The following is a 16,579-nucleotide window of genomic DNA, read 5'->3' as shown; positions in this document are numbered from 1 at the left end:
GAAAAAAATTGGAATTAAAGAATAATTTGGTATACTAAGATAATAAAATAAATTGGACAAGCTTTCTTGTCGAAAAAGGAGTTATTATGGATACATTTTTCTTTCCAACTTGGCTAATCCTCGGTGCAATTACTTTAGTTATTGTACTTGTTCTTTTGGCTAAGGGATATGTCAATGCTCGCCCTAACGAAGTAGTCGTCATCACAGGGCTTCGTAAACAACGCCATTTACGAGGTAAAGCTGGATTTATGATTCCTTTTGTTGAACAGCGCTCTTATCTGGATATTGAGCAATTCTCAACAGATGTTCGTACATCTGAGGCGGTGCCAACTCTAGACTTCATTAATGTGCGAGCTGATGCAGCTGTGAAGCTGAAAATCGGAACGACTGACGAAATGATTGCCCGTGCGGCAGAAAACTTCCTTAATTGGAATACAACTGACATTTCTAACTCTGTTCAAGATGTCTTGGAAGGAAATCTTCGGGAAGTAATTGGCCAGATGGAATTACGCAAGATGGTCAATGACCGTCAGGAATTTGCCTCAAAGGTGCAGGACAACGTAGCTCCTGATTTGGCAAAAATGGGCTTGGAAGTCATCGCCTTTACCGTTCAGTCTTTCTCTGACGAGGGTGGCGTGATTGATAACCTCGGTATTGAAAATGTCGAAACCATCAAAAAAGATGCCTTAATTGCAAAGGCCAAAGCGGAACGTGAGCGCAAGGAAGTAGAAGCTGAGCAAGACAAATTGGCTAACGACAAGCGGGTAGCAGCTGACTTGGAAATTGCTCAAAAGCAAAATGAGTTGAAACTGAAGCAAGCAGCTCTCAAGCAGGAAGCGGACATTGCGCAAGCTAAGGCTGATGCAGCTAAAGGGATCGAGGCAGAAATTCAACGTCGTGAGCAAGAGCGCGTGGCTGCTGAAGCTAATATCATGAAGCAAGAGAAAGAAGCTGAAGTCAAGGAACGTGAAGTTAAGGTTCGTGAGCAAGAACTCGATGCTAACATCCGCAAACAGGCTGAGGCAGAAAAATACTCTCGTCAACAAGCAGCGGAAGCACAATTGATTGAGCGTCAACGTCAAGCTGAAGCAGAACTTTTTGAAACTCAAAAAGAAGCAGAAGCTCGCAAGGCTCAAGCCGAGGCTGAAAAATTTGCACAATTGCAAGAAGCTGAAGCCATTGAAGCCAAAGGACGTGCTGAAGCTGAGGCTATTCGTCTTAAGCTAGAAGCAGAGGCTCAAGGTTTGGATAAAAAAGCAGAAGCTATGAAGAAGATGCAGGAAGCTGCCATTACTGAGATGATTGTAGACAAACTGCCAGAAATTGCCCGTGCTGTAGCAGAGCCGCTTACTAAAGTGGACAAAATCACCATGTATGGTGAAGGCAATGCTTCTAAGATGGTTGGTGATATCATGCAGAGTATTGACCAAGTATCGCAAGGTGCAGGCTTCGATATCCGCCAACTCCTAGCAGGCGCTCTTGGTGTTAATATGACTGTCAATAAGCTTAAACAAGATGAACAGCCAGTGATTGAAGCTAAAGAAATTACGACTGATGACAAGAAATAAAAAATGATTAGGATGAGGCTCGCCTTCATCCTATTTTTACCCAGGGGATTTTCTTCTTCGAACATTTCAAGATAAATTCTTTATTTTATAGCTTAAACATGATAAAATAAAACAAACTAACTATAGGAGAAAAAAATGACTAAAGCAAATTTTGGTGTTGTTGGTATGGCCGTTATGGGTCGTAACCTTGCTCTCAATATTGAATCTCGTGGCTATACAGTAGCCATCTACAATCGTTCAGCAAACAAAACAGAAGATGTAATTGCTTGCCATCCAGAAAAGAACTTTGTGCCAAGCTATGACGTTGAAAGCTTTGTAAATTCAATCGAAAAACCTCGTCGTATCATGCTGATGGTTCAAGCTGGACCTGGTACAGATGCAACCATCCAAGCCCTTCTTCCACACTTGGATAAAGGCGATATCTTAATTGACGGAGGAAACACTTTCTATAAAGATACTATCCGTCGTAACGAAGAGTTAGCAAACTCAGGCATCAACTTTATCGGTACAGGTGTCTCTGGTGGTGAAAAAGGTGCCCTCGAAGGTCCTTCTATCATGCCTGGTGGACAAAAAGAAGCTTATGAATTGGTAGCAGATGTTCTCGAAGAAATCTCTGCTAAAGCACCAGAAGATGGCAAACCATGTGTGACTTACATCGGTCCTGATGGAGCGGGTCACTATGTGAAAATGGTCCACAACGGTATCGAGTATGGTGATATGCAATTAATCGCAGAAAGCTATGACCTCATGCAACATTTGCTCGGACTTTCTGCAGAAGACATGGCTGAAATCTTCACTGAGTGGAACAAGGGCGAGCTTGATAGCTACTTGATCGAAATCACAGCTGATATCTTGAGCCGTAAAGACGATGAAGGCCAAGAAGGACCAATCGTAGACTATATCCTTGATGCTGCAGGTAACAAGGGAACTGGTAAATGGACTAGCCAATCAGCACTTGACTTAGGCGTGCCATTGTCACTCATTACTGAGTCTGTGTTTGCCCGCTATATTTCAGCTTACAAAGAAGAACGTGTACACGCCAGCAAAGTACTTCCAAAACCAGCTGCTTTCAAATTTGAAGGAGATAAAGCTGAGTTGATCGAAAAGATCCGTCAAGCTCTTTATTTCTCAAAAATCATCTCATATGCACAAGGTTTTGCTCAATTGCGCGTAGCTTCACGTGAAAACAATTGGAACCTACCATTTGCGGATATTGCTTCAATCTGGCGTGATGGCTGTATCATCCGTTCTCGTTTCTTGCAAAAGATTACAGATGCTTACAACCGTGATGCTGACTTAGCTAACTTGCTTTTGGATGAATACTTCCTTGATGTAACAGCTAAATATCAACAATCTGTGCGTGATATCGTAGCTCTTGCTGTTCAAGCAGGTGTTCCAGTGCCAACTTTCTCAGCAGCCATTACTTACTTTGATAGCTATCGTTCAGCAGATCTACCTGCTAACTTGATCCAAGCACAACGTGACTACTTTGGAGCACACACATATCAACGTAAAGACAAAGAAGGTACCTTCCACTATTCTTGGTACGACGAAAAATAGGACGACAGGTCGATGGCGAAGCGGATTTTATTAGTTGAAAATGAAAAGAATCTAGCACGATTTATCATGCTGGAATTACAAAAGGAAAGTTATCAAGTAGACCTAGCGGAAACAGGGCAAGAGGGACTAGCTCTAGCAAAGGAAAACGATTATGATTTACTTTTACTAAATAATCAGTTTGCTGATGGAACAGCCTTTGCCTTTGCTCAACAATTAAGTTTATTAAAACCAGCTGCAGTAATCATTGTAATGGTGAGCCGAGAGGAGATTGCGGATTCGGCTGAAGAGATTCAGCAGTTTGCAGTTTCTTATATGGTAAAACCCTTTATTATTAGTGATCTGGTTGATAAAATATCTGCTATTTTTCGTGGACGAGATTTTATTGATCAGAAATGTAGCCAGTTAAAAGTTCCTACTGCTTATCGAAATCTGCGGGTTGATTTGAAAAATCATACGGTTTATCGAGGGGAAGAAATTATTGCTTTGACGAGACGAGAGTATGATTTACTAGTGACTCTAATGAGCAGTAATAAGGTGATGAGCCGTGAGCAACTGTTAGATCGAGTGTGGAAGTATGAAAGTGCATCTGAGACTAATATAGTGGATGTATATATTCGTTACCTCCGTAGTAAAATCGATCTTCCAGGACAAGAAAGTTATATTAAAACCGTTCGTGGAATTGGTTATTCCATGCAGGGGTGATCTATGATAAAACTCTAATTCTTTGAGAATTGGAGTTTTTTAATATGATTTTTAGTAGAAATTAGACTAATTCACGCAATCGTTTGCTTAAAATTTATAGACTGGGTTTACTTGTTGAAAGACAAAAAAGAAGTCATAATCTATATTATTATGTTGACTATAGACCTCGCGCAGCCTGGTAAATCAGCTTTTTTTGCGAGTAGATGAAAATTAGGGTAAAAAAAGTGATAATAAAAGAGGAAATAATAAAATTTAAAATTTTTTTATGAAAACCCTTTACAAAATTAAAAAAAGTGATAAAATAGTAGTGTGCAATGCAAACGATTTCATATAGAAGTTTGTAAAAAAGAAGGAGGTCTGGATGATGAAAAATTCATTCAAGAACATTTTTAGCTTTGAATTTTGGCAGAAATTCGGTAAAGCTTTAATGGTGGTCGTTGCGGTTATGCCCGCAGCTGGTCTAATGATTAGTATTGGTAAGTCGCTTCCAATGATTAATCCTAATTTTGGTGTGTTGGTAACGACAGGTGGCGTTTTAGAGCAAATTGGTTGGGGTGTTATTGGGAACCTCCACGTTCTATTTGCTCTTGCAATTGGGGGAAGCTGGGCTAAAGAGCGTGCCGGTGGTGCCTTTGCTGCAGGTTTATCTTTTATCCTGATTAACCGTATCACTGGTGTGATGTTTGGTGTTACTAGTGACCTGCTAAAAAAACCAGATGCAACTGTTCACACTCTTTTAGGTGGAACAATTAAAGTTTCTGATTATTTTATCAGCGTTTTAGAATCGCCTGCCCTAAACATGGGTGTATTTGTCGGAATTATCGCTGGTTTTGTTGGAGCAACTGCTTACAACAAATACTATAACTTCCGTAAATTGCCAGATGCACTTTCATTCTTTAACGGGAAACGTTTTGTTCCGTTTGTTGTAATTCTGCGTTCTGCGATTGTTGCGATTGTACTTTCATTTGTATGGCCAGTTATCCAAACTGGAATCAATAACTTTGGTATTTGGATCGCCAACTCACAAGATACCGCGCCGGTTTTTGCGCCATTCTTGTATGGTACTTTGGAACGTCTCTTGCTTCCATTTGGATTGCACCATATGTTGACAATCCCAATGAACTATACTGCTCTTGGTGGAACATATGAGGTGTTAACTGGTGCTGCAAAAGGTACACAAGTATTCGGACAAGACCCACTTTGGCTTGCTTGGGTAACTGACCTTGTTAACCTTAAAGGTTCAAATATGGCAAGCTACAATCAATTGCTTGAAGCATACCATCCAGCCCGCTTTAAAGTTGGACAAATGATTGGTTCATTTGGTATTTTGATTGGGGTAGCTGCAGCTATCTACCGCAATGTAGATGCTGACAAGAAGCACAAATATAAAGGTATGATGATTGCGACTGCATTGGCAACCTTCTTGACAGGGGTTACTGAGCCAATCGAGTACATGTTCATGTTTGTTGCGACTCCGCTTTACTTGATCTACTCACTTGTTCAAGGTGCTGCTTTTGCAATGGCAGACATCGTTAACCTTCGTGTACACTCATTCGGTTCTATCGAATTCTTAACTCGTACACCATTGGCAATCAATGCTGGTTTGGGAATGGATATCATTAACTTTATTTGGGTAACAATCCTCTTTGGTGTAGCAATGTACTTCATTGCAAACTTCATGATTAAGAAATTCAACTACGCAACTCCAGGACGTAACGGTAACTATGAAACTGCAGATGGATCAGATGAAGCTTCTTCAGCAGAAGCTGGCAGTGGCAAGGTTGCAGAAGCATCTCAAGCAGTCAATGTTATCAATTTGCTAGGTGGTCGTGCTAATATCGTTGACGTAGATGCATGTATGACTCGTCTTCGTGTGACTGTCAAGGATGCTGAAAAAGTTGGAACTGAAGAGCAATGGAAAGCTGAAGGCGCTATGGGCTTGGTTATGAAAGGTCAAGGTGTTCAGGCTATCTATGGACCAAAAGCTGACGTTCTTAAATCTGATATTCAAGACTTGCTGGATTCTGGTGAAGTGATTCCTGAAACTCTTCCTAGCCAAAAAGCAGAATCAGCAGCTACTGAAGTTGCCTACAAAGGTGTAACAGAAGAAGTAGAAACTGTTGCAGATGGTCAAGTCATTGCAATTGATGATGTTAAAGATCCAGTATTCTCACAAAAGATGATGGGTGATGGATTTGCTGTTGAGCCAGCAAATGGTAAGATTTACTCACCTGTTTCAGGTACTGTAACAAGCGTATTTCCTACGAAACATGCTTTAGGTCTTTTGACAGAAAATGGTTTAGAAGTGTTGGTTCACATCGGCTTAGACACTGTCAGCTTAGAAGGTAAACCATTTGAAGTTCATGTTTCAGAAGGTCAAAAGGTTGCTGCAGGTGATTTACTTGTGACAGCTGATTTGGAAGCTATCAAGGCAGCTGGTCGTGAAACTTCAACAGTTGTTGTCTTCACAAACGCGGCAGCTATCAAGTCTGTGACTGTAGAAAAACTTGGTCAAGCATCTGCTAAGACAGTTGTTGCCAAGGTTGAATTGTAAAATAGAAAAGAGAAATCATGGCGAAATTCCTGACATTAAATACTCATAGTTGGATGGAAGAAGAGCAAGAAACTAAGCTGAATCAGCTTGCAGAACGCATTCTTCAAGAAAAATATGATGTCATTTGCCTGCAGGAAGTCAATCAATTAATGGAGTCTGAACAGGTTGTTCAGGCTCCTTTCTATAAGGCGGTGGAAGGAACGATTGTGATTCATCAAGATCACTTTGCCCTTTGCCTAGTAGAAAAATTGGCAAAAGCAGGACTGGACTATCATTGGTCCTGGGCCTACAATCATATCGGGTTTGACATTTACAATGAAGGTGTGGCAATCTTGTCCAGAAAACCGATAGCTCCTAGAGAAGTTTTGGTCTCAGAAGTGAATGATCCTAGTGATTACCATACGCGTAAGGTATTGTTAGCGGAGACTGAGGTAGAGGGTCAATTGATGACTATCGCCTCTTGTCATCTATCTTGGTGGGACAAGGGCTTCCAAGGGGAATGGTCAAAGCTTGAAGAAGAGCTTGTCAAGGTCAAAACTCCTCTGGTCCTCATGGGTGACTTTAATAATCCTGTCGATTACGAAGGCTATCAACATATCTTAAAGAGCCCCCTCAAATTGCAGGATAGTCATAAGGTTGCTCAAAAGATTAGTGGTAGGGCAACAGTTGAAGGCGCCATTGCTGGCTGGGATGGCAACCAAGACGCTCTGAAGATTGATTATATCTTTACCAGCCAAGGTATCCAAATTGAAAGCTCTGCTGTGGTCTTTGACGGAAAGGAAACCCCCGTTGTCAGTGACCATTTTGGTATAGAAGTAGAGGCAAAATTTTAGAAAAAAATAGTTCCAAGTTAAATGAACTGTACTAGCGAGGTTAGCTTAAAAGCCTAACTTTCGAGTTTCAGTTCAACTTGGAACTTTTTTATATAAGAGAATATCTTCTTGGGAGAAATTATCAAATGTTTTTAAATTACTATTAGTCAAAAATTCTACCTCCTACTCGCAATGGGCTTCCTTGCATCATGGTATCGAAAATAATTTGTCCATCTTTAATTTCAAACATGACTTGCCACGTCGATCCCTCTATGTTATTGAAGCCCCCTCCAACGATTATAACTTCCCCCCCACCTTGAGGTGTTCCATTCCCTATCTGGTCCCATTGTGTTTGATCCCAATCAATCTGAACCGATTTTATCTTTGGATTTTGAGATTTCACAAACTCTTTAATTTCTTCTTCATGCTTCTTCAAATAAGCCAACTGCTTTTCTTTGGTGCTTTGATAATTTTGTTGATCAATTCCGCCGAATAAATCTTTATTTTGAACTGCCACAATTGTTCCTCCTATGATAAGAGTTGATGCGATTGCAAGGATGAGCATTTTTCTTTTTTTCATTATTTTTTCCTATACAGAGATAATTTTCTAGCATTATAACATAAGTGAATTCTTTTTTTAAATATAAAATGTAGGAGAAATACTTTTAATTCTTCTGCGTACTAATTTAGATTTGCCTTACTTTTGTTATGGGCAAAATTATGGTAAAATAGAGTATTAAGATTTGAGGAGGAAATCGTATGCGTTGTCCAAAATGTGGCGGAAGCAAATCCAGTGTTATCGATAGCCGTCAAGCTGAGGATGGAAATACTATTCGTCGCCGTCGTGAATGTGAAGATTGCCAGCATCGATTTACAACTTATGAACGGGTAGAAGAAAGAACCCTGGTCGTTGTCAAAAAGGACGGGACACGTGAGCAATTTTCTCGGGATAAGATTTTTAATGGTATTATTCGCTCTGCTCAAAAACGGCCAGTATCTAGTGATGAGATAGAAGCTTTGGTCAATCGCATTGAGCAGAAAGTACGAAGTAGCAGTGAAAATGAAATTAGCAGTGACTTTATCGGTAATCTTGTTATGGATGAACTAGCTGAATTGGATGAGATTACCTATGTTCGCTTCGCCAGTGTTTATCGTAGCTTTAAAGATGTTGGTGAATTAGAAAGTCTGCTCCAGCAAATTACTAAGGGTGTAAAAAAGAAGAGAGAAGAATAGATGAGGCCAAACGATCAGTTTTCTTATATGAAAAACAATCTGGTTAGTCAAGATACAAACAATCTGATCCGTCTTTATTTGCCGATTATTGGTCGAGAAGCAGTCAGTCTCTATCTGTACTGTCTGGCTTTTTGGGACAACGGTCGTCAGGCCTATACCTTTGGCCATATTTTGAATCATCTGAATATGGGAATGGAAGTCTTGAAGACGAGCTTTGAACGCTTAAGTGCCATGAACTTGCTAGAACTCTATCAAGGAGAGTCGACTTATCAGATCAAACTATTTAGTTTGCTTTCGGCGGATGAATTTTTCCAGCATCACGTTTACAAACGACTTTTAGAAAAGAAAATTGGTGAAACGGCTGTTGAAGATTTAATGGAAGGTCAGCCTCAGGGTCAGCCTTTGGCTAGGAAATTATCGACAGTCTTTGATGTGGAAGATGAAGTTGGGGTGGTTAAGAAGAAGCAGTCAGACTTTGATCTGACTAACTTTAAGCGAAGAATGGCTCAGGAAAATTTACGTTTTGCTGATGAAAAAGAAGATTTACTAGATTTGTTTGCTATTGCAGAGCAACAAAATTGGACCTGGTATGAAACCTATGTCTTGGCTAGAGAAACCGCGATTTCACATGTTATTTCTGTCAAGCGTATGAAGCAAAAATTGGCTCAAAAACGTGTCGATGAGAAATTTACTCAGGATGAACAAATCATAATCCGCGCTGCCAAGAGTAAGGTGCCAATGCTTTTCTTAGCAGAGCTTAAAAAAAAGCGTCAGGCGACGATTACCCAATCAGAAAGACAGCTTTTATTGGATTTGGCTAAGATAGGCCTTTTAGATGAGGTCATCAATATTGTCTTGCTTCTGACTTTAAATAAGGTTGATTCAGCCAATCTAAATGAGAAGTACGCTCTAAAAGTCGCCAATGATTTTGCCTATCAAAAGGTGACTAGTGCTGAGGAAGCTGTTCTGAAAATCCGCGAGCGCAACCAACAAAGTCAGAGTAGACCAGTTAAATCTAGCCAGAAAGTTGCTAAAAGCAATGTTCCTGAATGGAGCCAGCCAGATTATAAAAATGAAACAAGTGCAGAGAAGCAGGCCGAGCTTGAAGAGCACAAACGCCGTCTGCTTGCTAAATTAGAACAAGGAGGTGACTAAATGGAAAAAATTGGAGAGACCCTTTCACATAAAAATCCTGCCCGCCAATTCAACTATGAGGAGTTAGTCCGTCAAATCGTAGAAGATCCTGATGTGGCGGCTTTTATCCAGCAGGAGAAACTTAGTCAGTCTGAAATTTCCCGAAGCATCTCGAAGTTCAATCAGTACATCAGTGAACGAAATCGATTTCTATTGGGGGATGAAGCCTATATTGCTAAAGGCTATAAGCCGATTTTGATTAAAAATGCAGGCTATGCGGATGTTTCCTATGAAGAGACAGCTGAGCTGGTCGAGCAGCAAAAGAATGAAGCAATTAAGAGTAGGCTTAACCTGATCAATTTGCCTAGCAGCCTCAAGGAAGCTAGTCTGGCACAGGTAGATCTCGATGATGTTGGTCGCTACAAGGCTTTTGAACTGTTGACCAACTTTGTTGCTGAGTTTCCTCATTATCAGAAGGCTGTTTATCTTTACGGAGATTTTGGGGTCGGCAAGAGCTACATGATGGCTGCTCTGGCGCATGATTTGTCAGAAAAACGCAGTGTTTCAACGACTTTGCTACACTATCCGAGCTTTGTTTTGGATGTTAAGAATGCTATCAGTTCTGGCTTGGTCAAGGAGAAGATTGACCAAGTCAAGACAGCTCAAGTGCTGATTTTGGATGATATTGGTGCAGAGCAATCCAGTCCTTGGATGAGGGATGAGATTTTGCAGGTCATTCTCCAGCACCGCATGCAGGAAAATCTGCCAACTTTCTTTACTTCTAACTTTAGTTTTGCGGATTTGGAGCGACATTTTGCCAGCTCTAAGAATGGCGACGAGACTTGGCAGGCCAAGCGAGTTATGGAGCGGATTAAGTTTCTGGCTCAGGAGGTACGCCTAGAAGGAGAGAATCGCCGATGAATGAAACGATTAACTTAATGAAAGCTCACACGTCTGTTCGCCGCTTTACGGAGGAGCAGATTTCGGATAAGGAATTACGTGCTATCATTGATGCTGGGCGAGCAGCGTCCAGCTGGAAGAATTTCCAGTCCTATTCTATCATTGTGGTGCGAAGCAAAGAGAAAAAAGAAGCCCTTTTTGATTTGGTCCCCCAAGAAGCCATTCGGCAGTCTTCGGCCTTTTTGCTTTTTGTTGGCGACCTCAATCGAGCTCAAAAGGGCGTTCAATTGCACACGGAAGATTTTTACCCTGAGGGGACGGAGAATCTCTTGATTAGCTCAGTAGATGCTGCTTTAGTGGGTCAAAATACTCTCTTAGCAGCTGAAAGTTTAGGTTATGGCGGAGTAATCATTGGACTGGTTCGTTATGCTGCCAGTCAAATAGCGGAGCTTTTTAAGTTACCAGACTACACTTACCCGGTTTTTGGGATTGCTCTGGGGACTCCCAACCAGAACCATGCAGTTAAGCCACGTTTGCCTTATGAAGCAGTGGTCTTTGAGGAAGAATATCGTGAACAGGATGATTCCATTATTCAAGCCTATGACCGCGTTCAGACTGAATATGCCGGCGAGCGAGCTAAGGAAACTTGGAGTCAGCGCCTAGCTGCTCAATTTGGTCAGGAGCCAAATCAGGCTATTGATCAACTATTCAAAGAAAAGAAATTAGAAAAATAGGACGGAGTTTGGCTCTGTCCTAAAGAATGAAAGAGGAAAAACATGGCCTTACCAACTATTGCCATTGTCGGCCGTCCCAATGTCGGCAAGTCAACGCTTTTCAATCGGATTGCCGGTGAGCGGATTTCCATTGTGGAAGATGTCGAAGGGGTGACCCGCGACCGAATCTATGCGACAGCAGACTGGCTTAACCGCAAGTTTAGTATTATTGACACGGGCGGAATCGACGATGTTGACGCGCCTTTTATGGAGCAAATCAAACACCAGGCTGAGATCGCCATGGACGAAGCAGATGTCATCGTTTTTGTCGTATCTGGCAAGGAAGGTATTACAGATGCAGACGAGTATGTGGCTCGCATGCTTTACAAGACCAATAAGCCGATTATTTTAGCGGTCAACAAGGTGGACAACCCCGAAATGCGCAATGAGATTTTTGATTTCTATGCGCTGGGCTTGGGCGATCCATTCCCAGTTTCCTCAGTCCACGGGATTGGTACAGGGGATGTTCTTGACGCAATCGTTGAAAATCTGCCAAATGAAGAAGTCGCTGAAAATCCTGATATGATTAAGTTTAGTCTGATTGGCCGTCCTAATGTCGGCAAGTCTAGCTTGATCAATGCTATCTTGGGTGAGGAGCGTGTTATTGCCAGTCCTGTTGCTGGTACGACGCGTGACGCTATTGATACGGTCTTTACAGACAGTGAAGGTCAGGAGTTTACCATGATCGATACGGCTGGTATGCGCAAGTCAGGTAAGGTCTATGAAAACACAGAGAAATACTCTGTCATGCGGGCTATGCGGGCGATTGACCGGTCGGATGTTGTTCTGATGGTACTCAATGCTGAAGAAGGAATTCGTGAGTACGACAAGAGAATCGCTGGCTTCGCCCATGAAGCAGGAAAAGGAATAATCATCGTTGTCAATAAGTGGGACACACTGGAAAAAGACAATCATACCATGAAAGACTGGGAAGAGAATATTCGTGACCAGTTCCAGTACCTATCTTATGCGCCAATTATCTTTGTTTCTGCCCTGACCAAGCAGCGTCTCCATAAGCTGCCGGATATGATTAAGCAAATCAGTCAGAGTCAGAATACCCGTATCCCGTCAGCGGTGCTTAATGATGTCATCATGGATGCCATTGCGATTAATCCGACGCCGACTGACAAGGGCAAACGTCTCAAGATTTTCTATGCGACTCAAGTAGCAACCAAACCGCCAACCTTTGTCATTTTTGTCAATGAAGAAGAGCTCATGCACTTTTCTTACCTGCGTTTCTTGGAAAATCAAATCCGCAAGGCCTTTGTCTTTGAAGGAACTCCGATTCACTTGATTGCAAGGAAGCGGAAGTAGGAGTTGGAATTCTAGCGATTCCTATTTTCACTGTGAGGAGACAGAAAATGTCATATTTTGAATTTTTTGCAATAATTTTTTTGTCTCTAATCCTGCTTTTAGTTTGGGTATTAAGGAGATATCTAGAGAATAATATAGTTTTTTGGACGCTTGCAACTATTTATTTACTGGCCTTCTTTCTTCTGCTTGGGCAACTTTTTTTCGGTGGAATTGAAGTACAAGAGCTAGGATACTATTTTAATGAAAGTTATTATAGTTTTCATGAGAAATCTATTCTATTTTTGTTTATGTTATGGTCTTTGTTTAAGATTATTCTAGTGGTATCGCTGTATGGTATAATAGGTTTCTTCTTAGTGAAAAATTCGTCCCAAAGCACAGCGGATTAAGCAAGAGCAAGCGTCTCAAGATTTTCTATGCGACCCAAGTAGCGACAAAACCTCCGACCTTTGTCATTTTTATCAATGAAGAAGAGCTTATGCACTTCTCTTACCCACGTTTCTTGGAAAATCAAATCCGCAAGGCCTTTGTCTTTGAAGGCCCCCCGATTCACTTAATTGTAAGGAAGAGAAAGTAGGGGCAGAGCTCCTTTGGTTTTATGGTTCATAGCTTTCTTAGATGAAAATCAATTTTGATCCTTACATTTTTTGGGGGTTGCCTGAGTATCAAAGACAGGTTTTGCTGACTAAGCTAGGAAGGTACTCGAGGAATAGTATTTTGAATAGAGTCTTTGGATCTCGCAACTATTTATCAAGATTTGGACCATCAAATAAGCAAAAATAAGAATCAAGAATCGGTTTGATTATTAAACTGTTTAGAACAAAAGAAGTAAGCAAAATGGCTTACTTTTTTCTTTGTCTGAAAACTATGGTATAATGGAGAGATAAACATAAGGTGGTAAGTATGGCGAAATTAATTCCAGGGAAAATTCGAACCGAGGGAATAAGCTTTTATGAAAAAGGTCAAATCAGCATTAGTGAAGTCAAAAATCGGATTATCTATAGTCGAGTTTCAGACTATAATTTGAGATACAGTTTGGCTGATGATGCTGTATTCTGTTCCTGTGAATTTTTCCAGAAAAAACAGTATTGCGCCCATTTAGCTGGACTAGAGTATTTCCTAAAAAATGACGCAGAAGGCAAGGAAGTATTGGCTAAGTTGGAGTTGGAGGAAACGAGTCAGCAAGAGACACAAGGAAAGGTTTCATTTGGGAGTCTCTTTTTAGATAAGATTTTACCCCTGGATCAAGAAAATGCTAAGTATCAATTATCAGCAGTTGGTCAAGAAGATGCTTATACAGGCGAGTTTTTGTGGACTCTGCGTCTCAGTCGTTTACCAGATGAGAAATCTTATGTGGTAAGGGATATTCGCGCTTTTTTACAGACTATTCAAAAAGAAGCTCCTTACCAGATTGGTAAAAGCTACTTTGAACCCCTTCGTTTTGAAGAATTTGACAGACCTAGTCAAGACCTATTAATGTTCTTACGGGGATTCTTGACGACTAAGGATGATTCTATGATTTTTCAAAATGCTGGCCGACATATAGCCTTTCCTGCTTCTTTGCTCGAAGAGGGAGTGACACGCTTGATGGAGTTAAACAGTTTCCATTTGGCATATAGTGTTTTTGATTTCCAGCAGGTCTTTTTCCAAGATCTACATGAAGATGCGGGCATTTTCTCCTTTGAACTAGAGGAGTCTGCTGATTACTTAGAACTTGTGATTTCTGAGCAGTACTATAAACTTTTATACAATGGTGAATTCCTATTTTATGGAGATACCTTCTTTCAACTCAGCCATCAGCAACAACGTATACTGGCTGCCCTGAGAGATTTGCCTATAGATTCAGATAGGAGAAAACGTCTGCAATTTGATAGTTCTGATCAAGGCAAGCTGGCTACTAGTCTGTTAGAATTCAAGAAAATGGGTAGTTTATCAGCACCTAAAGAACTCATGATTCATGAGTTTCAGCCTCGTTTTTCTTTTGATCTGCTGGCTTCTGGTGAGATTGAAGCTAAGCTTGTCTTTGCCTACGAATCTCTAACTGTAGCTAGTCAAGAAGAACTAGATAACCTTCCTTTTGCCAGCGATTTTAGAATGGAACAAAAGGTGTTTCAAACTTTACTACAGGCAGGATTTGAAGCAGACTTTGAAAGTCGTAGACTTGCTTTATTGCCTCAGGATGTCTATACTTTCTTTACTCATACCATGGAAAAGTTCCGCTCCTTAGGAAGAGTAGAGATCAGCCCTAGTTTATTAGCCCTTTATCAGGTAGAAAAACCGAAGATCGCTATTGAAACAAAAGGAAGCCTGTTGGAAATTGGTTTTGATTTTGCCAATATTGACCCAGCGGAAGTGGACGACGCCTTATCTGCCCTATTTGAATCTCGTGATTATTTTGTCAGTCAATCAGGCAAGGTATTGGTTTTTGATGAAGAGACTAAAAAAGTAAGTCAAACCTTGCAAAAATTAAGGGCCAAAAAGTTAAAGGGGGGTCAGATAAGGACTAGTCGTTTAGCTGCCCTTCAGCTGACAGATATCCTAGAAGATCAAGAAAATGTTTCTTTCTCAGAGGGATTTCGGAAGTTAGCTTATGATCTGAGACACCCAGAAGAATTTCAACTACCATCCTTACAGGTTGAAGCCGAATTGAGAGACTATCAAGAGCTGGGAGTAAAATGGCTCAGCATGCTTAATCATTATGGCTTTGGAGGGATACTAGCTGATGACATGGGGCTTGGGAAGACCTTGCAAACTATTGCCTTTTTGACGGCAGTGTTAAAAGAGTCTCAAAATGCTTTGATTTTAGCACCGTCAAGCCTGGTTTACAACTGGCAGGATGAATTTGGCAAGTTTGCTCCACATTTGGATATAGCAGTTGTCTATGGGCCCAAGCCTCTTCGGGATAATCTAATAGCTGAAAAACATCAGGTGATGATTACCAGTTATGCCTCTTTTCGTCAGGATGTAGAAGAATATGGCTGTCTGAGCTTTGATTATCTGATTTTAGACGAAGCACAGGTCATGAAAAACGATCGAACAAAGATTGCTCAGTATTTACGAAATTTTGAGGTAAAAAATACTTTTGCCTTATCTGGGACGCCAATTGAGAACCATATGGGCGAATTGTGGTCTATTTTTCAAATTGTTCTCCCTGGTTTATTACCTGCTAAAAAGGAATTTTTAAAAATGCCAGTAGATCTGGTGGCACGTTATGTTCAACCCTTTATCATGCGCCGTAAGAAAGAAGATGTTCTTCAAGAGTTGCCTGATCTGACAGAAGTTGTTTATCGAAACGACTTACAGGATAGTCAAAAGGCGATTTACCTGGCACAACTGCAGCAAATGCAGGAACGCGTGCGTTCTGCAACGGACGAAGAACTGAACCGAGATAAGATAGAGATTCTATCTGGTCTCATGCGCCTGCGTCAAATCTGCGACACCCCAGCTCTCTTTTTAGAGGATTATCAGGGTGATAGCGGAAAACTGGATAGTTTGAGAGAGCTTTTAGAACAAATTCACTCTAGCAATCATCGGGTATTGATTTTTTCTCAATTTAGAGGTATGTTAGATCTGATTGAGCAGGAACTACAAAGTCTTGAAATGGAATCATTTAAAATAACCGGTTCTACTCCGGCTAAGGATCGTCAAGAAATGACAACCGCTTTTAATGATGGTCAAAAGGATGCATTTCTAATTTCCTTGAAAGCTGGTGGTGTAGGTCTCAATCTGACAGGTGCTGATACCGTTATTCTAGTCGATCTTTGGTGGAATCCAGCTGTTGAAGCCCAAGCGATTGGGCGAGCGCATCGAATGGGGCAGGAGAGAAATGTGGAAGTTTACCGCCTGATTACCCGTGGAACTATAGAAGAAAAAATTCAAGAGTTGCAGGAAAGTAAGAAAAATTTAATTTCTACTATTTTGGATGGAACGGAATCACGCTCAAGTCTGACGCTAGCAGATATCCGAGAAATCCTAGGAATTTCAATAGAATAGTTTTCAAATCGACCAGAATAGTTTATAATGAAGTGTTGA

The 16,579-nt window shown here is 41.0% G+C and carries 13 protein-coding genes and 1 pseudogene; 13 read left to right on the top strand and 1 reads right to left on the bottom strand.

What is annotated here, in order from left to right; all coding sequences use genetic code 11:
• Positions 1–86: 86 nt before the first annotated feature.
• The 5 genes from PCY06_RS00510 (at position 87) to PCY06_RS00490 (ending at position 7,217) form a co-directional block, all read left to right on the top strand.
• Positions 87–1,568 carry a flotillin family protein gene (locus tag PCY06_RS00510; RefSeq protein ID WP_061601493.1) on the top strand — a complete coding sequence of 494 codons (1,482 nt, stop codon included), beginning with the start codon at positions 87–89 and terminating at the stop codon, positions 1,566–1,568.
• A gap of 135 nt (positions 1,569–1,703) precedes the next feature.
• Entirely contained in the window at positions 1,704–3,128 is a 1,425-nt protein-coding gene (gene gndA, locus PCY06_RS00505) for an NADP-dependent phosphogluconate dehydrogenase (protein WP_061601492.1), read from the top strand.
• Between the two features lie 12 nt (positions 3,129–3,140).
• On the top strand, positions 3,141–3,830 hold the full coding sequence (locus tag PCY06_RS00500) for a response regulator transcription factor (protein WP_012000010.1): 690 nt from the start codon (positions 3,141–3,143) through the stop codon (positions 3,828–3,830).
• 361 nt (positions 3,831–4,191) lie between these two features.
• Positions 4,192–6,384 (top strand): PTS transporter subunit IIBC, encoded by a 2,193-nt coding sequence (locus tag PCY06_RS00495; RefSeq protein WP_061601491.1) that lies wholly within the window; start codon positions 4,192–4,194, stop codon positions 6,382–6,384.
• Between the two features lie 17 nt (positions 6,385–6,401).
• On the top strand, positions 6,402–7,217 hold the full coding sequence (locus PCY06_RS00490) for an endonuclease/exonuclease/phosphatase family protein (protein WP_061601490.1): 816 nt from the start codon (positions 6,402–6,404) through the stop codon (positions 7,215–7,217).
• Positions 7,218–7,359: 142 nt separating this feature from the next.
• Here the strand turns inward: PCY06_RS00490 and PCY06_RS00485 are convergent, their stop codons facing one another.
• On the bottom strand, positions 7,360–7,776 hold the full coding sequence (locus tag PCY06_RS00485; protein ID WP_061601489.1) for a hypothetical protein: 417 nt from the start codon (positions 7,774–7,776) through the stop codon (positions 7,360–7,362).
• A gap of 179 nt (positions 7,777–7,955) precedes the next feature.
• Between PCY06_RS00485 and nrdR the strand changes: the two genes are divergently transcribed.
• The 8 genes and pseudogenes from nrdR to PCY06_RS00445 all read left to right on the top strand — a co-directional run bounded on the left by nrdR (position 7,956) and on the right by PCY06_RS00445 (position 16,540).
• Complete coding sequence (nrdR, locus tag PCY06_RS00480) at positions 7,956–8,429, top strand: transcriptional regulator NrdR (RefSeq protein WP_008808512.1); 474 nt, start codon at positions 7,956–7,958, stop codon at positions 8,427–8,429.
• Positions 8,430–9,584, top strand: a complete 1,155-nt coding sequence (locus tag PCY06_RS00475; protein WP_061601488.1) for a DnaD domain protein — start codon at positions 8,430–8,432, stop codon at positions 9,582–9,584.
• Positions 9,585–10,484: a primosomal protein DnaI gene (dnaI, locus tag PCY06_RS00470; RefSeq protein ID WP_045772915.1), complete on the top strand. Its 900-nt coding sequence runs from the start codon at positions 9,585–9,587 to the stop codon at positions 10,482–10,484.
• Entirely contained in the window at positions 10,481–11,197 is a 717-nt protein-coding gene (locus PCY06_RS00465) for an NADPH-dependent oxidoreductase (RefSeq protein ID WP_061601487.1), read from the top strand. The genes dnaI and PCY06_RS00465 overlap by 4 nt, the downstream gene beginning before the upstream one ends.
• A gap of 42 nt (positions 11,198–11,239) precedes the next feature.
• On the top strand, positions 11,240–12,550 hold the full coding sequence (gene der, locus PCY06_RS00460; RefSeq protein ID WP_061601486.1) for a ribosome biogenesis GTPase Der: 1,311 nt from the start codon (positions 11,240–11,242) through the stop codon (positions 12,548–12,550).
• A gap of 47 nt (positions 12,551–12,597) precedes the next feature.
• Positions 12,598–12,936, top strand: a complete 339-nt coding sequence (locus PCY06_RS00455) for a hypothetical protein (protein WP_061601485.1) — start codon at positions 12,598–12,600, stop codon at positions 12,934–12,936.
• A gap of 8 nt (positions 12,937–12,944) precedes the next feature.
• Positions 12,945–13,124 (top strand): annotated as a pseudogene (gene engA, locus PCY06_RS00450) (ribosome-associated GTPase EngA); the annotation flags it as partial.
• 326 nt (positions 13,125–13,450) lie between these two features.
• Entirely contained in the window at positions 13,451–16,540 is a 3,090-nt protein-coding gene (locus PCY06_RS00445) for a DEAD/DEAH box helicase (RefSeq protein WP_105165076.1), read from the top strand.
• The last annotated feature ends 39 nt before the right edge of the window (positions 16,541–16,579 follow it).

The organism is Streptococcus sp. SG1 (assembly GCF_030439935.1).
Lineage (GTDB): Bacteria > Bacillota > Bacilli > Lactobacillales > Streptococcaceae > Streptococcus > Streptococcus gordonii.
This window is presented reverse-complemented; position numbering and strand designations above follow the sequence as displayed.

Excerpts from the sequence above, each read along its gene's own strand:
- nrdR (WP_008808512.1), top strand. The coding sequence starts at position 7,956 with ATGCGTTGTCCAAAATGTGGCGGAAGCAAATCCAGTGTTATCGATAGC.
- gndA (WP_061601492.1), top strand. The coding sequence starts at position 1,704 with ATGACTAAAGCAAATTTTGGTGTTGTTGGTATGGCCGTTATGGGTCGT.
- dnaI (WP_045772915.1), top strand. The coding sequence starts at position 9,585 with ATGGAAAAAATTGGAGAGACCCTTTCACATAAAAATCCTGCCCGCCAA.
- PCY06_RS00485 (WP_061601489.1), bottom strand. The coding sequence starts at position 7,776 with ATGAAAAAAAGAAAAATGCTCATCCTTGCAATCGCATCAACTCTTATC.
- der (WP_061601486.1), top strand. The coding sequence starts at position 11,240 with ATGGCCTTACCAACTATTGCCATTGTCGGCCGTCCCAATGTCGGCAAG.
- PCY06_RS00490 (WP_061601490.1), top strand. The coding sequence starts at position 6,402 with ATGGCGAAATTCCTGACATTAAATACTCATAGTTGGATGGAAGAAGAG.
- PCY06_RS00510 (WP_061601493.1), top strand. The coding sequence starts at position 87 with ATGGATACATTTTTCTTTCCAACTTGGCTAATCCTCGGTGCAATTACT.
- PCY06_RS00465 (WP_061601487.1), top strand. The coding sequence starts at position 10,481 with ATGAATGAAACGATTAACTTAATGAAAGCTCACACGTCTGTTCGCCGC.
- PCY06_RS00500 (WP_012000010.1), top strand. The coding sequence starts at position 3,141 with ATGGCGAAGCGGATTTTATTAGTTGAAAATGAAAAGAATCTAGCACGA.
- PCY06_RS00445 (WP_105165076.1), top strand. The coding sequence starts at position 13,451 with ATGGCGAAATTAATTCCAGGGAAAATTCGAACCGAGGGAATAAGCTTT.
- PCY06_RS00495 (WP_061601491.1), top strand. The coding sequence starts at position 4,192 with ATGATGAAAAATTCATTCAAGAACATTTTTAGCTTTGAATTTTGGCAG.
- PCY06_RS00455 (WP_061601485.1), top strand. The coding sequence starts at position 12,598 with ATGTCATATTTTGAATTTTTTGCAATAATTTTTTTGTCTCTAATCCTG.
- PCY06_RS00475 (WP_061601488.1), top strand. The coding sequence starts at position 8,430 with ATGAGGCCAAACGATCAGTTTTCTTATATGAAAAACAATCTGGTTAGT.